This is a genomic window from Luteimicrobium sp. NPDC057192 (assembly GCF_042670205.1).
Taxonomy (GTDB): Bacteria; Actinomycetota; Actinomycetes; order Actinomycetales; family Cellulomonadaceae; genus Luteimicrobium.
The window spans coordinates 109,353-127,966 of record NZ_JBHUWD010000002.1; the positions used below are offsets into that span (position 1 = coordinate 109,353).

The window sequence follows — 18,614 nt, forward strand, 5'->3', positions numbered from 1 at the left end:
CATGACCACCACCACGTCACGCACGGTCCACCGTGCAGCCTCCGTGGACGCCGTCCCGCAGGCCGCGCGCGCGCTCACGGGGCTCGGCCTCGCCGTCCTGCTCGTCGCCTACCTCCCGGTCAACATGACCTTCGGGTCGGTCAACGTCCTCGCGCCCGCCATCACCGCCGACCTCGGTGCGGCGACCTCGGGGGGCCAGCTCGTCCTGTCCGCGTACACGACGACGTTCGCCGCGACCCTCGTCGTGGCGGGCCGGCTGGGCGACCGCTACGGGCGCCGTCGTCTTCTCGCCGTCGGGCTGGGCGGCTTCGCCGCGCTGTCGGCCGCGGCCGCGCTCGCACCCTCGCTCGTCGTCCTCGTCGCGCTCCGGGCGGCGCTCGGGATCGCCGCGGGACTGTTCACGCCCCAGGTCCTGTCGACCATCCAGGCCACGGCGCCGGGCCGCCTGCGCGCGCTCGGTGTCACGCTCTTCACCGCCGTGAGCGGCTGCGCGACGATCGTCGGCCAGGTGCTCGCGGGCGCCGTCTCCGGCCTGGCCGGCGACCACCTGTGCTGGCGCCTGGTGCAGGTGGCCACCGGGGCGATCGCCGTCCTCGCCCTGACCGCGCTGCGTGCGGTGCCGGAGTCGCGCTCGACGGCGCCCCTGGCCCTCGACCTGCGCGGCGCGGGCCTGCTCGGTGCGAGCCTGCTGCTGGTCGTGGTCCCCCTCACGCTCGGGTCGTCGGCCGGGTGGCCGCCGGTGCTGGTCACGATGCTCGTGGCGGGCTGCGCCCTGCTGGGGACCTTCGTGCGGTCGCAGCGCGCCGCCGAGCGGCGCGGCGAGCTGCCCGTCGTCCCGCCGAGCGTGCTCCGGACGCCGGCTGTCCGGCAGGGCCTGGTCATGACGCTGCTGTTCTTCACGGGCTACGGCGCGTTCCTCTACGAGATGTCGTCCTTCGCGCAGCGGGGCCTCGGCGCAGACGCCTGGGGCACGGTCGTCCTGCTCCTCGGCTTCGGTGCGGGCTTCGTCGCGACCGCGCTCGCGCTGCCCCTCGTCGAGCGCCGGGCGGGACGCTGGACGATGACGGGGGCCGCGACCGCGCAGGCGCTCGTCCTGGCCGCGCTCGCCGGCGTCGTCGGTACCGGGCACGGCGGGACGGCCCTCGTCGTGCAGCCCCTGCTCGTGACGCTCGGCGCCGCGCAGGCGCTCATGTACGGCCCCGTGCTCCGGACCGTCCTGTCCCGGACGCCCACGTGGGCCGCCGGGGTCGCGGGCGGCTTGTTCACGACGCTGCAGCAGCTCGGCCTCGGCCTGGGCGTCGCGCTGCTGGGAGGGCTCTTCCAGAGCGTGTCCGGCCGGGCGGCGGCGGGCACCGCGACCGGTGTCGCGCGGGGCTTCGCGGTGGCGGTGGTGGTGCAGGCCGGCCTCGCGCTCGCGTTCGCGGCGCTCGCGACCCGCATCGCCCGCGCGGACCGGGAGGCGTAGCGGGACGCACCGCCCCACGATCGAGGCATGACCCGTTTCGGCTACACCCTCATGACCGAGCAGTCCGGTCCCAAGGAGCTCGTGCGCTACGCGCAGGCCGCGGAGGACGTGGGCTTCGACTTCGAGGTGTCGAGCGACCACTCGTTCCCGTGGCTCGACACCCAGGGCCACGCGCCGTACGCGTGGACGTTGCTCGGCGCGGTCGCGCAGGTGACGTCGCGCGTCGACCTCATGACGTACGTGACGTGCCCGACCGTGCGCTACCACCCGGCCGTCGTCGCGCAGAAGGCCGCGACCCTCGGCGTGCTGTCCGACGGCCGGTTCACCCTCGGTCTGGGCGCGGGCGAGAACCTCAACGAGCACGTCGTGGGGGAGCGCTGGCCAGCGGTCGGGGAGCGGCACGACCTGCTCGCCGAGGCGCTCGAGATCGTCCGCCAGCTCCTGGCGGGCGGGACCGTCACCTGGGAGGGCGAGCACTTCCGCGTCGACTCGGCGCGCGTGTGGGACCTGCCGGACGACCCCGTCGAGGTCGCGGTGGCCGTCTCGGGCGACGCGTCGGTCCAGCGGTTCGCGCCGCTGGCCGACCACCTCGTCGCGACCGAGCCCGACGGCGACCTCGTGTCCTCGTGGAACGACGAGCGCGCGTCCCTGGGGCTCGCCCCCACCCGCGCGATCGGCCAGATCCCGATCTGCTGGGACACCGACCGGGACCGGGCCGTCGCGCGGGCGCACGAGCAGTTCCGCTGGTTCGGGCTCGGCTGGCCCGTCAACTCCAACCTGCCCACCACGGAGGCCTTCCGGTCCGCGAGCCAGTTCGTCCGGCCCGACGACGTGGCCGCCTCGATCCCGTGCGGTCCGGACCTCGACGCGATCGTCGAGGCCGTGTCCGCCTACGGGCAGGCGGGGTTCACGGACGTCGCGCTCGTGCAGATCGGCGACGAGGGCCAGCAGGAGTTCCTGGACCAGGCCGCCGCGCCGCTCCTCGACCGGCTGCGCGCCGCGGAGGCCTGACGACCGGGACGGCCACGACGCCCGGCCGGGCGGTCAGGCGTCCGCGTCGTCGTGCGGCGTGCCCTCGTCCCCGGTGCTCCGGGGGTTGAGGCTGTCGGGATCGGCGTCGGGGTCGCCCGTCCCGCCCGCGGAGCCACCCTGGGCCTGCGACCCGGTGCGGGGGTTGAGGGACTCGGGATCGGCGTCCGGGTCCTGCGCGGGGTCGTAGTCCTCGCGGTCGTCGTCGGTCGGGCGGGTCTCGTCGTTCGTGCTCATGGTCGTCTCCGCGTTCGCGCGACGCCGTCCGCTCCTCGACCGGCAGGACGGCGCTCGGCGTCGTCCTCCACCACGCTGGCACGGGCCGGGGGTGGTCGCAACGCCGACGCTGCCACGGCCCTCGGGCGCGTGACGGTGCGAGCGTGCGCCACCAGGCGCACGGTGGACGAGGGGCCGCGCGGGGCGGCCGGGGAAGGAGGTCGCCGTGGACGCGACCGGGACGGGTGCGCCGGCGCCCGGGGTGCTGTTCGACGTCGACGGCACGCTCGTCGACTCCAACTACCTGCAGGTCGCGGCCTGGCTGCGCGCGGTGCAGTCGGTCGGGCTCGACGCGCCGGCGTGGCGGCTGCACCGCGCGCTCGGACGGACGGGCCACGAGCTCGTCAAGGACGTCCTCGGCGAGGCCGGGATCGCGCGGTTCGACGAGATCTCGGCCGTGCACGCGGACGAGGTCGACGCGACGGCGGACCGGCTCCGGCGCACGCGCGGCGCCGCCGAGCTCGTCCGGGCAGTGGCCGCGCGCGGGGCCCGCACGGTCCTCGCGACGTCCGCGTCCCCCGACAGCCTCGAGGCACTGCGCCGCGTGCTCGAACTCGACGACGTCCTCGCGGCCGTGACGTCCGCGGACGACGTCGAGCGCTCCAAGCCCCATCCCGAGCCGGTGCGGACCGCGCTGGAGGCGGGCGGCGTCGACCCGGAGCGTGCGGTGTTCGTGGGCGACAGCGTGTGGGACGTGCACGCGGCGGCCCGCGCGGGCCTGCCGTGCGTCGCGCTGCGCTGCGGAGGCGTGGGCGAGGCCGACCTGCGCGAGGCGGGTGCGGTCGAGGTCTACGACGACCCCGCGGACCTGCTCGACCACCTCGAGGACAGCGCGCTGCGCCGGGCCCTCTGAGGCGCGCTCAGCACGGTTCGACGTCGACCAGCAGCGCCCGGTGGTCGGAGATACCCGTGTCCACGGACCGCCCTGGTTCCGCCGCGCACAGCCCGCCCGCCGTGAGGATGTGGTCGAGCTGCTCGGTGGGGTCGACCACGGGGAAGGTCGGCGCGTGGACGAGCGGCGTCCAGCCGGTCGCGCGCGCCGGGCGGTCGCCCGCCGTGTTGAGGTCGCCGAGGACGACGAGCGGTCCCGCGACGTCGCGCAGCTCGCGGGCGAGGCGGCGCAGCTGGGCGCGGTTGCGGACCGGCACGAAGCTCAGGTGGGTCGCGGCCACCGTGACCGGCCCGCCGGGGGCGTCGAGCTCGGCCACGAGCGCCGCCCGCGGTTCGTCGTGCACGAGCGTGGGCCACCGGTGGCCCTTGAACCGTACGGGGACCCGCCGGCGGGGCTCGGGCAGCCGGATCTGGCGCCAGCGGCGGACCGGGAGCCGGCTGAGCAGCGCGATGCCGTAGGTGGCGGTGTCGGGCTGCAGGTCGCCGGTCGCGGCGGTCCAGACGCCGGGCTCGCCGGCGAGCGTGGCGGCGAAGCGCTGGTCGACGGCGCCCATGGCCTCGGCGGCGAGAGCGGTGAGGTCGGAGCCGTGCGAGCGCGGCTGATCGCGGTCCACCTCCTGGAGGGCCAGCACGTCCGCGTCGAGGCCGGCGACGGCGGCCGCGAACCGGCCCAGGTCGACCTCGCCGTGAGGCCCCTGGCGGCCGTGGAGGATGTTGAAGGTGGCGAGGCGCACCGTCCGATCCTCGCAAGCCTCCCGCTCCCGCGCCCGCGCTGCGTCGAGCGGACGCCCGTCGGCGTGCGGAGGCCCGCCGGACGCCCTACCGTCGCAGCCTGGCAGGGACCGACCAGCGAGAGGTGCGCATGACCCACGACGACGACACCGGTGCCCCGGCCGCCCCGCGTGGCTCCGGTGCCTCCGGGAGCGGCGGCTCCGGGAGCCCCGACGGCTCGGCGTTGCGCGAGGCGCTCAAGGCCGCGGGCGTCGCGCTCAAGCAGGCGGAGGTGCCGTTCGCGCTGTGCGGTGGCTTCGCGGCCTGGGTCCGCGGTGCGCCCGAGCCGTCGCACGACGTGGACTTCGTCGTGCCGCCCGAGCACGCCGACGCGGCGCGCGCAGCCCTGGCCGGAGCGGGCTTCGACGTGCGGCAGCCGCCGGAGGACTGGCTGTTCAAGGCGTTCCGCGGCGACGCCATGGTCGACGTGATCATGCGCCTGTCGGGCGGCGACGTCACGGCCGCCGACCTCGCGCGCACCGACGACCTCGACGTCCTGTCGGTCCGGCTCCCGGTGCTGCCCGCGACCGACCTGCTGGTCTCGCGCCTGACCCCGCTGAACGAGCACTACTGCGACCTCGCGCCCCAGCTCGAGGTGTCGCGTGCGCTCCGCGAGCAGGTCGACTGGGCCGAGGTGGCGCAGCGCACCGCCGCCAACCCGTTCGCGCGGGCGTTCCTGTTCCTGCTCGCGGAGCTCGGCGTCGCCGACCCGGGCCTGCCCGTGCCTCGGACCGACCGGCCGGCGACCGCCTCGGCGTGACGTCCGTCAGGCCGCGGGACGGTCGGGGACGCCCTCGACGAAGACCAGGTGGCCGCCCAGGTACGCGCCGCCGCTCGCGGCCGCCGTGCCGGCGAGGCCGAGCAGGACGCCGCGCGCGTGGTGCCCGCGCCGCCGGGCGAGCCACGAGCCCGTGAGCAGGGCCGCGCCCGCGCTGTTGAGCGCCGCGTGGACGGCACCGGCGCCCCTGGCCCTGCCGTCCGTGGTGCGCCAGTCCGCGAGGCCGGCGAGGGCCGTGGGCGCCACGGCGAGCAGACCGAGCCCGATCAACCGCTGCGCGGCGCGCTCGTGGCGCCGACCCGACAGGTCGAGCACGACGGCGGACGTCCACAGCCCGATCGGGACGTCGCTCATCGCGGGGTGCAGCGGGTGCCCGAGCGGGCGGCCGCGCAGGAGGTCGTCGAGTGCGCCGCCGCGCGGCACGAGGTCCGCGAGCTTCTGGAGCGGGCCGGTCAGGCGCCCCGCGAGGGGCGACGCCGCGGCGGCCTCGGCGAGCCGCGTCGGCAGGGGAGTGCTGGCGGTGGGAGAGGACATGGCGGACCCCGATCGTCGGTCGCGCGGGCCGCTCCCTGACCCGCCTCCGACGCTAGTCGCCCGGGCGCCGTTGCGCCCGCTGCGCCGGCCGACGCGTCAGGAGGCGGCCCCGACGGCTGGGGTCGCGACCCTCATGACGAGGATCGCACCCACGATCTCCTGCTCACCGCGCCGCAGCGCGCTGGCCGTCACCTCGAGCTCGATCGACCGGCCGCGCCGGTTGACCGCGCCGAGGTGCGCGGACGAGTCCTGCGTCGAGCCCACGAGCTGCTCGCGCACGAGCGGGACGAGCTGCTCGACGGGCAGACCGATGTCGAGGTCGGTGAGGGCCCGGCCGATGACGTCGTCCTCGCGCACGCCCCACAGGTCGGTGGACCGCTCGTTCCACGCCAGCACCCGCAGCCGGGCGTCGAGCACGAGGACGCCCGGTCGGACGCGCGAGAACGCCGGCTCCACGACCGCGTCGGGGGCGCGCGACCAGAGCCCTGGGGCGCCTGCCTCGCCGGCCGTAACGGCGAGGCCCCGCGCCCCGAGGTGTCGGTGCGTCCCGAGGCAGGGCTCGTCCACCGGCGGCCCGTCCGGTCCGTCGTCGCCGACGATGAACCACCCGCCGTCCCAGGCGAGGGTCCGGACGCGCGGTCTCACGTCGTCACCGCTTCGTCGCGTGCCCGCGGGTCGTACCGTCCGTGGACGTGCGGTCGCTGGTCGCGACCTGGAAGGACACGTCGTCGCGCTGAGCGCGGCGGGACGCCGCGCGGACGACCCCCTCGCCGGCCTCGCTCAGGTAGGTGGCCGCCCGTAGGTCGAGCGTGAGCTCACCCTCGGCCCGCGCGCGGGGCCACGCCTCCGCGACCTTCCGAGCCAGCCGGTGGGCCGCCGGGACGTCGACGGCTCCGACGACCGTGACGGTCAGCGGCGGCCCGTCGAGGGTCTCGACGCTCGCGCCCTGCGGCGCCTCCGCGCCCTGCAGTGCCACCGCGTCGTGCTCGACCGGCACGTCGCCGTCGAGCGCGCCCGCGAGCGACCCCGCGACCGCGGAGCGCGCGGCGGGGCTCAGCCCCTCGTCGCGGGCGAGCTCGCCGGCGACGTGCCGAGCGAGCGTCGCGAGGGGGACGTTGACCTGCTGCGAGCGCCACCGCAGCAGCTCGAACGCGTCGTGGTCGTCGAGCCCGTAGAGCACCATGAGCATGCCCTTGGCGTGGTCGACGGCGGCGTGCGAGACGACGGCGCGACCGAGCTCGGCCGACACGGCGCGCTCGCGCAGCGCGGACTCCTCCTCGGTCGTGTCGATGACGAACCCGGTGAGGGTCGGGTGGCCGCCCGCGCCCGTCTGCCACCGCCCGGTGACGGTGAGCCGCCCGGACGCCCCGTCGTCGTCGGCCGGCTCGCGCGACCCGCGGACGGCGAACGACTCCGTCATGGGCTCGGCCCCGGAGAGCGCGCGCTCGAGGTGGTCGCGGTCCTCGCCCGCGGCGAGCGCGAGCAGGGGTCCCGGCCCCGGCGGGACGTCGGGGTCGATCCCGAGCACGTCGTACATGGACGCGGGCCAGGTCCAGCTCTCGGGCGTGGCCGCGTAGCGACCGGCCGCCCTTCGTTCGTGCGTCGTCACGGCGCCTCCTGTCGGCCGTGCCCGTGCGGGCCGCACCTCTCGACCCGTGCATCCCTCGCGGGGCGCTCCCTCGACCCTACGTCTCCCGTGGCCCCGCGGCCACGGCCCTCAGGCCGGTCCGCCGGTCGTCTGCAGGGCGCGCGCCACCTTGTCGGCGGCCTCGACCTCTTCGCGCAGGTTGGCCGCCAGGAGGTCGGCGACGTCGTGCCGGCCGCAGGACTCGGCGAGCGCGACGAGCCCGGTGTAGGTGCCGATCTCGAGGTGCTCGGTCTCGAGCGCCGCGGAGAGCGCGACGGTGTCCTGCAACGCGGTGTCCGTCTTGCGGAGCAGGGAGTGCGCCTCCTTCGCGAGCCCCGCCGTCGTGGGCGACGGCGACTCGTCGCCGGGCTTGCCGGCGAGCTCGAGGCAGCGCTCGACGTTCTTGATCTGGCGCCGGGTCTCCTCCGCGTGCTCGGTGAACACCGTGCGCAGGTCCTCGGTGCTGACGATGCGCCCGAGCTCCTCGAGCATGTCGAGCGAGTCGTGCTCGCCGGACAGCAACGACGCGAGGCGGTACGCGAGCAGTTCTTCGGGGGTGGTGAGGTTCTCGAACATCATGGCGTCCTTCGTGCGGACCGGGCCGCCGACGGCATGACGACCCTTCGACCTTGCAGCCGGGTCCGGACCCACGCAAGCCCGGGCGGGGTGCCCGTCCGGGTGCGAGCGCCACCGGCCGGCGCGACGGTGGCAGGGGTTGCGGAGGGCGACCGGGCGACGGCGGTGCGGACGGTGAGGACGGATGGCGGCTGGGCCCGCTGAGGACGACGTGCTCGTGCTGCGCGCGCTCGGCCTCGGGGACGCGCTCGTGTCGGTCCCCGCGCTGCGCGGGCTGCGCCGCGCCTGGCCGGGTCGCCGCCTCGTCCTGGCCGGGCCGCCGTCGGTCGGCCCGTGGCTCGCGGGGCTCGGTCTCGTCGACGCCGTCGTGCCCGCGCGCGGCCTGGCGCCGCTGCCGCCGCACGCCCGCGGTGACGGACGGCACGTCGCGGTGAACCTGCACGGCCGCGGTCCGGAGAGCCACCGCGCGCTCCTCGCGACGCGGCCGGCCCGCCTGGTGGCGTTCGGGGCGCCCGGGCTGCACGAGGGACCGCCATGGGACCCCGAGGAGCACGAGGTCGACCGGTGGTGCCGGCTCGTCCGGTCGGCCGGGGGGAGCTGCGACCGCGGCGACCTGCTGCTCGCCCCGCGGGTCGCGCGCGGCGACCACGTCGTCGTCCACCCGGGCGCTGCGGGCGCCGACCGTCGGTGGCCCGTCTCGCGGTTCGCGGTCGTGGTCGGCGCGCTCGCGCGGGCGGGGAGGACCGTCGTCGTGACCGGCTCGCCGGGTGAGCGCGCGCGGTGCGCTCGTGTGGTCCGGGGAGCCGGACCGGGCGCCGCGGGCCGGGTCGTGGACCGCTCCGGCGCGCTCGACGTCGGTGCGCTGGCCGACGTCGTCGGTTCGGCCGCGCTGCTGGTGAGCGGCGATACGGGAGTGGCGCACCTCGCGACCGCGTTCCGTACGCCGTCGGTGACGCTGTTCGCCCGGACCCCGCCGCGCCTGTGGGGCCCGTGCGTCGACCTCGAGCGGCACCGGGTGCTGTGGCACGGGGCGGACGAGGGCGACGGCGCGCGCCCGCGGGCCGAGGGGGCGCCCGGCCCCGACCCCCTCCTGCTGGAGATCACCGCCGAGGAGGCGCTGGCCGCGGCCGCGGGCCTCCTCGAGCGCCCCCCCAGGTGGCGCTCCCGGTGACGCGGAGAGCCGGTTCCGCCTGCGGGGGACCGGGCGGAGCGTAGGGTGAAGAGATCCACGGTGACGGACCGCTCGAGCCAGCGGTGGCCCTGCGCCCGAGGGAAGGACCGACATGGTCCGAACGATCCTGCGTGGCAGCTTCCGGCTCGAGGGCTCTGACGCCTGGTGGTCCGACGAGGTCTATCTCATGCTCGGCCTGGCGCCGGGCGACGTCCGGCCGTCGCTGGACGTCCTGCTCCGCCACGTCGACCCGGCGTGGCACGAACGGCTGCGCGGCGACCTCGCCGCCTGCGCGGACGGGGACGGCGCCGTCGTCGGCGGGCTCTACCCCGTGCGTGACCTCACCGGGCGGCGGCGGTACGTCGCCCTCGCCGCGGTGGGCGCGCCCGAGGCCGGTGTCTCCGGTGACGTGGCCGACGTCACGGAGAGCATCGAGGGCGACGTCGCCGACGAGGTGAACGCGAGGCTCGCGGACGCGGTGCGCGACCAGGCCGCGCTGGAGCAGGCGCTCGGCGTGCTCGCGCTGGTCCAGGGCGTCGACCGCCGGACCGCCTTCGCCATGCTGCGCTGGAGCGCCGACCGCCGGGGGCTCGCCGTCGCGACCGCCGCCCGGCGGCTCGTGGCCGCGGCCGGCCGCGTGCGGCTCCCCGAGCCGGAGCGGGCGCGCCTCGACGCCCTCGTCGACGCGGCGACCCGGCGGCCGGGAACGCCCGCCGCGGTGCGGCCTGCGGCCCGGAGCCTGGCCGCCGTGAGCTAGCGCCCCGCCTCAGCGCCCCGGCCGCAGCGGCGGGCTGTCGAGCCCCTCGCTGCGCGCCAGGCCGCCGAGGAGCCCGGCGAGGGACTCGCGGGCACCGTGCCGCGGCGACCACCCGAGCACGTCGCGCGCCCGCGCGGTGTCCATCACCGGGGCGCTCATCGCCATGTCGAGCCAGCCCGGGTCGGTCGGGACCGCGCGGGCGCGCCACGCGAGGGCCAGCACCCGGCGCAGCAGGGCGGGCGGCAGGCCGAGCGCACGTCCGTGGTCGAGGAGCTCCGCGACGTCGCGCCCGGTCAGGACGCCGTCGCCCGCGACGTTGAACGGTCCCCGCGCGCGCGTCGGGCGCAGGACCGCGCGCAGGTACGCCTGGGCGAGGTCGTCGGCGTGCACGGCCTGGAACCGCAGGCCGGCGGGGAGCGGCACGACGGGCAGCACCCGGGCGCCCGCCGCCCACCGGGGGACGAGGGGGCCGAGGAAGTAGCGGCCGACCTCCGCGCCCGCGTCCGGCTGGAACACGAGCGACGGCCGCACCCGGGTGACGACGACGTCCGGGTGCCGGGCCTCGAACCGGTCGAGGACCCGCTCCTGTGCCGCCTTGTCGACGCTGTAGTGCGAGGTGGGCACCCCGCCCGTGGGCCAGGTCTCGTCGTGCGGACGGTCGTCCGGGGCGGGGGAGTAGGCGCCCACCGACGACGCGACGACGAGGTGCGGCACCCCGGCGCGGGCCGCCGCGGCGGCGACGCGCGCCGTGCCGTCCACGTTGGTCCGGCGCAGCAGGGTGCGGTCCCGGTTGGGCTGGATCAGCCACGCGAGGTGGACGACGGCGTCGGCCCCGGCGAGCGCGTCGTCCAGCGCGTCCGTCGCCGCGCCCCGCGCGGACACCGTGACGGGGGACGTCCCCACGTCGTGCTCGACCCAGCGGGCGCCGCGGTACGGCTCTGCCTGCTCGTCCGGGCGCCGGCGCGCGACGCCGACGACCTCGTCCACGGCGGGCTCGGCCGTCAGCGCCCGCAGGAGTGCCGTGCCCACGTTGCCGGTGGCGCCGACCACCACGACCTTCACGACGGCGCCCCCTCGGACGGCGCCCGACGGGCGGGGAGCGCCGGGTCGAGCACGACCTTGATGCAGCCGTCGGTCTTGCCGCGGAACATCCGGTAGGCGTCCGGCGCGCCCTCGAGCGGGAGCCGGTGGGTGCGCAGGTCGAGGAGCCCGAGCGGGTCGGCCTCGTCGGCGGCCAGCGGCAGGACGGCGTCGGTCCAGCGCCGGACGTTCGCCTGGCCCATCCGGACCGTGACCTGCTTGTCGAACAGGTCGAGCATGGGCAGCGGGTCCGCGGCGCCCCCGTAGACGCCCGAGACGGACAGGGTGCCGCCCCGGCGGACCACGTCGATCGCCGCGCGCAGCGCCGCGAGCCGGTCGATGCCGGCGGTCTGGATGAGCGGCCGGCCCACCGCGCCCGGCAGGCGCGCGGCGCCGCGCTGGAGGGTGGCGGCGACGGGCGAGCCGTGCGCCTCCATCCCGACGGCGTCGATCACCGAGTCCGCCCCGCGCCCCTCGGTGAGGTCCCGGACGGCGTCCGCGACGTCGTCCACGACGCGGAGGTCGAGGGTCAGGGCGCCGTGGCGCCGCGCCATCGCGAGGCGCTCGTCGACCAGGTCGACCCCGACGACCCGCCCGGCTCCCCGGTGCGCCGCGACGCGCGCGGCGAGCTGCCCGACGGGCCCGAGCCCGAGGACCACGACGGTCCCGCCGTCCGGCACGTCCGCGTAGTCGACCGCCTGCCACGCCGTCGGCAGCACGTCGGACAGGTAGAGGTAGCGCTCGTCGGGCGAGCCGTCGTCGGGCACGCGGATCGGGCCGTACTGGGCCTGCGGGACACGGAGGTACTGCGCCTGCCCGCCGGGCACGCTGCCGTACAGGGACGTGTAGCCGAACAGCGCTCCACCCTTGCCGTGCGCGCGGACCTGTGTGGTCTCGCACTGGCTCTGCAGCCCGCGGCGGCACATCCAGCACGTGCCGCACGCGATGTTGAAGGGGACGACGACCCGGTCGCCGGGCCGCAGGGCGCCGGCCTCCGGGCCGACCTCCTCGACGACGCCCATCGCCTCGTGCCCGAGCACGTCGCCCGGGGACAGGTACGCGGCCAGCACCTCGTACAGGTGCAGGTCGGACCCGCAGATCGCCGTCGAGGTGACCCGGACCACCGCGTCGGTGGGCTCCTCGATCCGCGGGTCGGGGACGTCCTCGACCCGGACGTCCTCGACGCCGTGCCAGGTGAGCGCTCGCATGTCGTGTCCTCTCGGAGGGGGTGCCGCGCACCACCGGGCCGACGCGCTCCTCGATCGGTCCCTGCCACTGTCCGGCCGGTGGGCGCCGCACGCATCCGGGGAATGCGCCGGGCCGCCGCGCTCGTTGCGCGAGACATGCGTGCCATCACCTACGACCGCCACGGCGGCGCCGACGTCCTGCAGCTCACCGACCAGCCCGTCCCGCCCGTCGGGCCCGACGCCGTGCTCGTCCGGGTCCACGCCGCGGCCGTGAACCCGGTGGACCTGTACGTGCGCGCGGGTGGGCTCGACGCCCTCATGGACGTCCAGTTCCCCGTCGTGCCGGGCTGGGACGTCGCGGGCGTCGTCGAGCAGGTCGGCCTGGACGTGCCCGAGCTCGAGGTCGGCGACGAGGTGTTCGGGTACGTGCGCAAGGACTGGGTGCACGGCGGGACGTTCGCGGAGTACGTCGCGGCGCCCGTGCGGACGCTGGCCCGCAAGCCCTCGTCGCTGAGCTTCGAGGAGGCCGCCGGGGTGCCGCTCGCGGGCCTCACCGCCTACCAGACGATCGTGCGCTCGGGGCTGCGCGCCGGGCAGACGGTGCTCGTGCACGGGGCGTCCGGCGGGGTCGGCTCGTTCGCGGTGCAGATCGCGCGCTCCCTCGGGGCGCGGGTGGTTGGCACGGCCTCGGAGCGCAACCACGACTACCTCCGTTCGCTCGGCGCCGAGCCGGTCGCCCACGGCGAGGGCCTCGTCCGGCGGGTCCGGGACCTCGTGCCGGACGGCGTCGACGTCGTCCTCGACTACGCCGGGCACGGGCTGGTGGCCGAGGCGCCGCAGCTCCTCGCCGCGGGCGGCGTGCCGGTCTCGATCGTCGACGCGTCCGTCCGCGAGCTCCCGGGGGGCGTCTACGCGTGGGTGCGGCCGTCGTCGTCCGACCTCGCCGAGCTGGCGCGCCTCGCCGACGACGGCGCGCTCACCGTGCACGTGGACCGGGTGCTCGAGCTCGAGGACGCGGCCGAGGCCCACCGGCTCGTCGAGCAGGGCGGCGGTCGCGGCAAGGTCGTCGTGCGCGTGAGATGACCCACACCGCCTTTTCGTCATACGGGGCTTGCGTAAAGGTCCGGAGGTTCGGTTAGGCTCCCCTTCGTGAGCCAACCCTTACCTCCGGCCGACGCTGCCGTCCCGGCGCTCGCAGGCACCGGCCTCGAGCTCGCCTACGACGGCCGCGTCGTCGTGCACGGCGCCGGCCTGACCCTCCGCCGCGGCGAGGTCACCGTGCTCGTCGGGCCGAACGGCTCCGGCAAGTCGACGCTCCTGCGCTCGCTCGCGCGCCTGCACGCACCCGTGAGCGGCAGCGTGACCCTCGCCGCCGAGGACGCCGCCGCCACACCGGGAGGGGCCACGCTCGACGCGCTCGCCCTGCACCCCAAGGACTTCGCGCGCCGCGTGACCCTCCTGTCCCAGTCGCGGCCGACGCCGGCCGGCGTCAGCGTGCGCGACGTCGTCGCCTACGGTCGCCACCCCTACCGCGGCCGGTTCGGCGCGGGCGACGCGGACGGCAAGGAGGTCGTCGAGCGGGCCATGGGCCTCACGGGCGTCGCCGCGATGGCCGCCCGCCCCGTCGACGAGCTGTCCGGCGGCGAGCTGCAGCGCGTCTGGCTCGCGACCTGCCTCGCGCAGGACACGGGCGTCGTCCTCCTCGACGAGCCCACCACGTACCTCGACCTGCGCTACCAGGTCGAGACCCTCGACCTCGTCCGCGACCTCGCCGACCTCCACGGCGTCGCCGTCGGCGTCGTGCTGCACGACCTCGACCAGGCTGCCGCGGTCGCGGACCGCGTCGTGCTCCTGCAGGCCGGCGTCGTCCGCGCCGACGGCGCGCCCGCCGACGTGCTGCGCGGCGACCTGCTCACCGAGGTCTACGGGCTCCGCATCGACGTCCACGTCGACGACGGCGGCCGCGTGCGCACCCAGCCCGTCGGACGCCACACCGCGCGGCACGTCCGCCCCGAACCCGCCCCCGCCTGACGGCCCCACCGTCCCTCGCCGCCGCCCGTCCCCGCGGGCACCCGTCCCACCACCACGACCAAAGGACCACCGTGTCTTCGACCAGCCCCGCCCGCCGCCGCGTCCTCGCGGCCGCCGCCACCGCGTCCGCGACGCTCGTCGCGCTCGCCCTCGCCGCGTGCGGCACCACGGAGGACCCGGCCGCCGCCGACGCGTCCCCGACCGTCGCCGCGACCAGCAGCGGTCCCGTCGACGTCACCGACGAGCGCGGCACCGTGCACCTCGACGCGCCCGCCGCGAAGGTCGTCTCGCTCGAGTGGGGCCTCACGGAGAACCTCGTGGCCCTCGGCGTGAAGCCCGTCGGCGAGGCCGACGTCAAGGGCTACAACACGTGGGACACCTCGGCCCCGATCGACGCCTCGACGCCCGACGTCGGGACGCGCGGCGAGCCCAGCCTCGACGCGATCGTCGCGCTCCACCCCGACCTCGTCGTCACCACCACCGACCTGCCCGAGAACGTCATCAAGCAGATCGCCGCGAAGGTCCCGGTGCTCGCGCTGCGCGGCTCCGACGGGTCCGACCCGATCGGCTACATGCGCCGCACCGTGACGACGCTCGCCGAGGTCACCGGCACGCAGGCCCAGGGCGAGAAGGTCCTGGCCGAATTCGACGCCAAGGTCGACGCCGCCAAGGCGGACCTCGAGAAGGCCGGCAAGACGGGCGCCCCGTTCGCCATGGCCGACGGCTGGGTCGACAACGGCACCGTGTCCGTCCGCATGTACACCCCGGGGTCGTTCTTCGGGGGCATCGGCGCCGAGCTCGGCCTGAAGAACCAGTGGACCACCGGCGGCGACAAGGACTACGGCCTCGCCACCACCGACGTCGAGGGCCTGACCACGATCACCGACGCGGACACCACGTTCGTGTACGCCGCGAGCGACTCCGAGGCCGACCCGTTCGCCGACGGCCTCAAGGACAACAAGGTCTGGAAGCAGCTCCCGTTCGTCGAGGCCGGCCACGTCGTGCGCATCCCCGACGGCATCTGGATGTTCGGCGGCCCGCTGTCGGCCGAGCGGTACGTCGACGCCGTCGTCGACGCCCTGAGCTGAGCGCCCGGCCGTGACGACGCTCGAGCGCCCGCCGGGTCCCGGCCGCACGGCGACCGCACCTGCCGCCGGCCCGGTCGGGGCAGGCGGGCGCTCGCGCGTCCTCGGGGTCGCCGGCGTGTTCGCCGCCGGGGTCCTCCTGCTCGCCGTCCTGTCGGTGTGGCACCTCACGCAGGGCACCGCGCACCTCGGCGTGAGCGAGCTGCTCCGCGCGGTGTGGCCGTGGGCATCGGGTGGAGGGGCCGCGGCAGACACGAGAGACACCGCGGTCGCCGTCCTCGTCTCCAGCCGCGTGCCGCGCCTGCTGGCCGGCCTGCTCGTCGGGCTCGCGCTCGGCGTCGCGGGCACGGTCCTGCAGTCCGTGGCGCGCAACCCGCTCGCCTCGCCCGACACGCTCGCCGTCAACGCCGGCGCATACGTCGCCGTCGTCGCGGTCGCCGCGTTCGGGATCTCGCTGCCGTTCTTCGCGAACGGGCTCGTCGCGTTCGTCGGCGGCCTCGCGGCCTCGGGGCTCGTCCTGGCGGTCGCGCGGGGCGGCGCCACCGGGCCCACCCGGCTCGTGCTCGCGGGCTCGGCCGTCGCGCTCGCGCTCTCGTCGCTCACGACCGTCCTGCTCATGCTGTTCCAGGAGCGGACCACGGGGCTGTTCGCGTGGGGCGCCGGGACCACCGTCCAGTCCGGCACCCACCAGGTCGCGCTCGCCGCGCCGATCGTCGGCATCGGCGTCGCCGCCACGCTCGTCCTCGCGCACCGGCTCGACGTCCTCGGTCTCGGCGACGACACCGCGACCGTCCTCGGCGTCGACGTGCGCCGCACGCGCGTCGTCGCGATCGTCCTCGCGGTGCTCCTCGCCGCCGCGGCCGTGACCGTCACCGGGCCGATGGGCTTCGTGGGGCTCGGCGCCCCCGTGGTCGCGCGGCTCGTCGCCCGCCACGTCCCGGGCCTCGGCCGTCACCTGCTGCTCCTGCCGTTCGCGGGCCTCGTCGGGGCGATCGTCGTCGTGGCCGCGGACGTCGTCCTGCGGCTCGTCGTGCCCGCGTCCGTGTCCATCGTCGTGCCGACGGGCGTCGTGACCACCCTGTTCGGCGCCAGCCTGCTCGTCTGGCTGGCGCGGCGCGTCCGCGACGGCGGCCCTGCGGCGGCCACCGCCGCCCGCGGCGCCGGGGGAGCGGTCCGCTCGCGGGCCTGGGTCGTCGGCGTCGTCGTCGTCCTGGTCGTCGCCCTCGTGGCCGCGTTCGTCGCGGCCCTCCTGCTCGGCGACCGGGTCGTGCTCCTCGGTGACGTCACGAACTGGGCCCGCGGGCTCGCGGGCGACGAGGTGACGTTCGTCCTGCAGCAACGGTGGCCGCGCGTCCTCGCCGCGCTCCTCGGCGGCGGCGCCCTGGCGCTCGCGGGCGCGATCGTGCAGGCCGTGTGCCGCAACCCGCTCGCCGAGCCCAGCCTGCTCGGCGTGACCCCCGGCGCGAGCGTCGGCGCGGTCGCCGTGGTCCTGCTGGTGCCCGGCGTCGGCATCTGGCCGGTCATGGGGGCCGCCACGATCGCGGCGCTCGCGACGTTCGCGCTCGTCTACCGGCTCGCGGCGGGCCGGCGGGCCGGCGCCGGCGGGGGACGCGGGCTGTCGTCGGACCGGCTCGTCCTCATCGGCGTGGGCGTGAGCGCCGCCGCCGGCGCGATCACGACGCTCATCGTCCTGGGCGCGTCCCCGTGGAACACGAGCCTCGCGCTGACCTGGCTCTCCGGCTCGACCTACGGCCGCACGCTCGACCAGCTCGTGCCCGTCGCGCTCTGCCTCCTGGTCGGCCTGCCGCTCGCGCTCGCGGGCGCCCGCAGCCTCGACCTCGTGGCGCTCGACGAGGACGTGCCGCGCGTGCTGGGCGTGTCGCTGAACCGGTTCCGGCTGGGCTATCTCGTGCTCGCCGCCGTCCTCACGGCAGCCGCGGCCTGCGCGGTCGGAGCGCTCGGCTTCGTCGGGCTCGTCGCCCCGCACGCCGCCCGCGCGCTCGTCGGGGCGCGGCACCGGCTCGTCCTGCCGGTCGCGGTCGGGCTGGGTGCGCTGCTCGTCAGCGTCGCCGACACGATCGGTCGGACCGTCGTCGCGCCCGCGCAGATCGCCGCGGGTCTCGTGACCGCGCTGGTGGGCGCGCCGTACTTCGTCTGGCTCCTCTGGCGCAGCCGGGGAGCGCACTGAGTGTCGACGCCCTGGGTGTGACTCGACCCACACCCGATTTTCGCACCGACCGTCTTGCGTAATAGCAGACCTGACAGGTTAGGCTCACCTACATGACCCAGGAGCACACCGTGGCGACGACCGACGAGGGCACCGCCCGATGAGCGTCGACACCGCCACCCGCCCCGACGTCGCAGCGGACGACGCGCCCGACGCCCCGGTGTCGCCCTGGCGCTTCTACGACGTCACCGTGGCCCGGGCCGAGCGGATCAGCCCGACCTTCCTGCGCGTCACGTTCGTCGGCGAAGGCCTCGACGACTTCGCCTCCGGCGGCCTCGACCAGCGCGTCAAGCTCGTCCTCCCGGCGCCCGCGAGCGGCTACGCCCGCCTGCCCCGCGGCGGCGACTGGTTCGGCGTCTGGCGTGCGCAGCCCGACGAGCACCGCTGCGTCCTGCGGACCTACACCGTCCGCTCCGTGCGCCGCGGCATCCCTGGCCTGCCCGCCGAGGTCGACGTCGACTTCGCGCTCCACGGCGAGACGGGCCCCGCCGCGCGCTGGGCGCTCGCCGCCCGCCCCGGCGACCAGGTCGTCCTCATGGGTCCCGACGGTCGCCACGGCGGCCCCTACGGCGGCATCGAGTTCACGCCGGGCGCGGGTGCCGACACGTTCCTCGTGGTCGGCGACGAGACCGCCACCCCTGCCGTCTCCGCGATCCTCGAGCACCTCGCGACCCGCGTCGCGGACGGCCACGCCGTGCGTGGCGAGGTCCTCCTCGAGGTGCCCTGCGCCGACGACGTCCTCGACCTCGTCGTCCCGCCGGGCGTCACGCTGACCTGGGTCGTGCGCGACGGCGCCGAGCACGGCGAGCGCCTCGTCCCGCTCGTGCACGCGGCGTCCGCGCGGATCCTCGCGGGCTGCGCGGGCACGGGCGAGGAGCTGCCCGAGGTCGACATCGACGCCGAGCTCCTGTGGGAGGTCCCCGTCGACGACGCGGGCGCGCCCCTCGCGCCGACCGCCCCGCTGTACGCGTGGCTCGCCGGCGAGGCGTCCGTGATCCGCACGCTGCGGCGCCACCTCGTCCGCGACTGCGGGATCGACCGCAAGTCCGTCGCGTTCATGGGCTACTGGAGGCAGGGCCGCCCCGAGATGTGAGGGCTCCCACCCTCCGCCGAGCACGGGATCGTCGCC

At 76.6% G+C, this 18,614-nt stretch carries 19 protein-coding genes; 11 read left to right on the plus strand and 8 right to left on the minus strand.

Going from position 1 to position 18,614, the window contains the following annotated elements:
- The first annotated feature begins 1 nt into the window (after position 1).
- Complete coding sequence (locus ACFT5B_RS01970) at positions 2-1,465, plus strand: MFS transporter (RefSeq protein ID WP_386796293.1); 1,464 nt, start codon at positions 2-4, stop codon at positions 1,463-1,465.
- Between the two features lie 27 nt (positions 1,466-1,492).
- Positions 1,493-2,476: a TIGR03557 family F420-dependent LLM class oxidoreductase gene (locus ACFT5B_RS01975; protein ID WP_386796294.1), complete on the plus strand. Its 984-nt coding sequence runs from the start codon at positions 1,493-1,495 to the stop codon at positions 2,474-2,476.
- A 33-nt stretch (positions 2,477-2,509) separates the two neighbouring features.
- On the opposite strand, the gene ACFT5B_RS01980 is transcribed toward ACFT5B_RS01975, so the two are convergent.
- Positions 2,510-2,731, minus strand: coding sequence for a hypothetical protein (locus ACFT5B_RS01980; RefSeq protein ID WP_386796295.1), 222 nt, complete (start codon positions 2,729-2,731; stop codon positions 2,510-2,512).
- Between the two features lie 205 nt (positions 2,732-2,936).
- Between ACFT5B_RS01980 and ACFT5B_RS01985 the strand changes: the two genes are divergently transcribed.
- Positions 2,937-3,623 carry an HAD family hydrolase gene (locus tag ACFT5B_RS01985; protein WP_386796296.1) on the plus strand — a complete coding sequence of 229 codons (687 nt, stop codon included), beginning with the start codon at positions 2,937-2,939 and terminating at the stop codon, positions 3,621-3,623.
- A gap of 7 nt (positions 3,624-3,630) precedes the next feature.
- Here the strand turns inward: ACFT5B_RS01985 and ACFT5B_RS01990 are convergent, their stop codons facing one another.
- Entirely contained in the window at positions 3,631-4,395 is a 765-nt protein-coding gene (locus ACFT5B_RS01990; protein ID WP_386796297.1) for an endonuclease/exonuclease/phosphatase family protein, read from the minus strand.
- A 128-nt stretch (positions 4,396-4,523) separates the two neighbouring features.
- Between ACFT5B_RS01990 and ACFT5B_RS01995 the strand changes: the two genes are divergently transcribed.
- Positions 4,524-5,192, plus strand: a complete 669-nt coding sequence (locus tag ACFT5B_RS01995; protein ID WP_386796298.1) for a nucleotidyltransferase family protein — start codon at positions 4,524-4,526, stop codon at positions 5,190-5,192.
- A gap of 6 nt (positions 5,193-5,198) precedes the next feature.
- Here the strand turns inward: ACFT5B_RS01995 and ACFT5B_RS02000 are convergent, their stop codons facing one another.
- From ACFT5B_RS02000 to ACFT5B_RS02015, 4 genes are all read right to left on the minus strand, one after another.
- Entirely contained in the window at positions 5,199-5,744 is a 546-nt protein-coding gene (locus ACFT5B_RS02000) for a DUF2231 domain-containing protein (protein ID WP_386796299.1), read from the minus strand.
- 96 nt (positions 5,745-5,840) lie between these two features.
- Entirely contained in the window at positions 5,841-6,389 is a 549-nt protein-coding gene (locus ACFT5B_RS02005) for a PAS domain-containing protein (protein ID WP_386796300.1), read from the minus strand.
- A gap of 4 nt (positions 6,390-6,393) precedes the next feature.
- Entirely contained in the window at positions 6,394-7,353 is a 960-nt protein-coding gene (locus ACFT5B_RS02010; protein ID WP_386796301.1) for an ANTAR domain-containing protein, read from the minus strand.
- A 108-nt stretch (positions 7,354-7,461) separates the two neighbouring features.
- Positions 7,462-7,950, minus strand: a complete 489-nt coding sequence (locus tag ACFT5B_RS02015; RefSeq protein WP_386796302.1) for a ferritin-like domain-containing protein — start codon at positions 7,948-7,950, stop codon at positions 7,462-7,464.
- Positions 7,951-8,131: 181 nt separating this feature from the next.
- Here ACFT5B_RS02015 and ACFT5B_RS02020 point away from each other — a divergent pair, with 181 nt between their 5' ends.
- Both ACFT5B_RS02020 and ACFT5B_RS02025 read left to right on the plus strand, forming a co-directional pair.
- On the plus strand, positions 8,132-9,118 hold the full coding sequence (locus ACFT5B_RS02020) for a glycosyltransferase family 9 protein (RefSeq protein WP_386796303.1): 987 nt from the start codon (positions 8,132-8,134) through the stop codon (positions 9,116-9,118).
- A gap of 112 nt (positions 9,119-9,230) precedes the next feature.
- Positions 9,231-9,875 carry an ANTAR domain-containing protein gene (locus tag ACFT5B_RS02025; RefSeq protein ID WP_386796304.1) on the plus strand — a complete coding sequence of 215 codons (645 nt, stop codon included), beginning with the start codon at positions 9,231-9,233 and terminating at the stop codon, positions 9,873-9,875.
- A gap of 9 nt (positions 9,876-9,884) precedes the next feature.
- Here the strand turns inward: ACFT5B_RS02025 and ACFT5B_RS02030 are convergent, their stop codons facing one another.
- Both ACFT5B_RS02030 and ACFT5B_RS02035 read right to left on the minus strand, forming a co-directional pair.
- Positions 9,885-10,937 carry an NAD-dependent epimerase/dehydratase family protein gene (locus ACFT5B_RS02030; RefSeq protein WP_386796305.1) on the minus strand — a complete coding sequence of 351 codons (1,053 nt, stop codon included), beginning with the start codon at positions 10,935-10,937 and terminating at the stop codon, positions 9,885-9,887.
- Positions 10,934-12,163, minus strand: coding sequence for a zinc-dependent alcohol dehydrogenase (locus ACFT5B_RS02035; RefSeq protein WP_386796306.1), 1,230 nt, complete (start codon positions 12,161-12,163; stop codon positions 10,934-10,936). Before ACFT5B_RS02035 ends, ACFT5B_RS02030 begins: the two co-directional genes overlap by 4 nt.
- Before the next feature lie 135 nt (positions 12,164-12,298).
- Between ACFT5B_RS02035 and ACFT5B_RS02040 the strand changes: the two genes are divergently transcribed.
- The 5 genes from ACFT5B_RS02040 (at position 12,299) to ACFT5B_RS02060 (ending at position 18,578) form a co-directional block, all read left to right on the plus strand.
- Entirely contained in the window at positions 12,299-13,225 is a 927-nt protein-coding gene (locus tag ACFT5B_RS02040; protein WP_386796307.1) for an NADP-dependent oxidoreductase, read from the plus strand.
- A gap of 66 nt (positions 13,226-13,291) precedes the next feature.
- The gene (locus ACFT5B_RS02045) at positions 13,292-14,173 is read left to right on the plus strand and encodes an ABC transporter ATP-binding protein (protein WP_386796308.1); all 882 of its coding nucleotides are present in this window, start codon (positions 13,292-13,294) and stop codon (positions 14,171-14,173) included.
- 71 nt (positions 14,174-14,244) lie between these two features.
- Positions 14,245-15,261: an ABC transporter substrate-binding protein gene (locus ACFT5B_RS02050; RefSeq protein WP_386796309.1), complete on the plus strand. Its 1,017-nt coding sequence runs from the start codon at positions 14,245-14,247 to the stop codon at positions 15,259-15,261.
- Positions 15,262-15,271: 10 nt separating this feature from the next.
- Entirely contained in the window at positions 15,272-17,446 is a 2,175-nt protein-coding gene (locus tag ACFT5B_RS02055; RefSeq protein WP_386796310.1) for an iron ABC transporter permease, read from the plus strand.
- Positions 17,447-17,585: 139 nt separating this feature from the next.
- A complete protein-coding gene (locus ACFT5B_RS02060) occupies positions 17,586-18,578 on the plus strand; it encodes a siderophore-interacting protein (RefSeq protein ID WP_386796311.1) in 993 nt (330 codons plus the stop codon).
- Positions 18,579-18,614: the final 36 nt, after the last annotated feature.

Excerpts from the sequence above, each read along its gene's own strand:
- ACFT5B_RS02025 (WP_386796304.1), top strand. The coding sequence starts at position 9,231 with ATGGTCCGAACGATCCTGCGTGGCAGCTTCCGGCTCGAGGGCTCTGAC.
- ACFT5B_RS01995 (WP_386796298.1), top strand. The coding sequence starts at position 4,524 with ATGACCCACGACGACGACACCGGTGCCCCGGCCGCCCCGCGTGGCTCC.
- ACFT5B_RS02020 (WP_386796303.1), top strand. The coding sequence starts at position 8,132 with ATGGCGGCTGGGCCCGCTGAGGACGACGTGCTCGTGCTGCGCGCGCTC.
- ACFT5B_RS02015 (WP_386796302.1), bottom strand. The coding sequence starts at position 7,950 with ATGATGTTCGAGAACCTCACCACCCCCGAAGAACTGCTCGCGTACCGC.
- ACFT5B_RS02040 (WP_386796307.1), top strand. The coding sequence starts at position 12,299 with ATGCGTGCCATCACCTACGACCGCCACGGCGGCGCCGACGTCCTGCAG.
- ACFT5B_RS02060 (WP_386796311.1), top strand. The coding sequence starts at position 17,586 with ATGAGCGTCGACACCGCCACCCGCCCCGACGTCGCAGCGGACGACGCG.
- ACFT5B_RS01975 (WP_386796294.1), top strand. The coding sequence starts at position 1,493 with ATGACCCGTTTCGGCTACACCCTCATGACCGAGCAGTCCGGTCCCAAG.
- ACFT5B_RS01980 (WP_386796295.1), bottom strand. The coding sequence starts at position 2,731 with ATGAGCACGAACGACGAGACCCGCCCGACCGACGACGACCGCGAGGAC.
- ACFT5B_RS01970 (WP_386796293.1), top strand. The coding sequence starts at position 2 with ATGACCACCACCACGTCACGCACGGTCCACCGTGCAGCCTCCGTGGAC.
- ACFT5B_RS02000 (WP_386796299.1), bottom strand. The coding sequence starts at position 5,744 with ATGTCCTCTCCCACCGCCAGCACTCCCCTGCCGACGCGGCTCGCCGAG.
- ACFT5B_RS02035 (WP_386796306.1), bottom strand. The coding sequence starts at position 12,163 with ATGCGAGCGCTCACCTGGCACGGCGTCGAGGACGTCCGGGTCGAGGAC.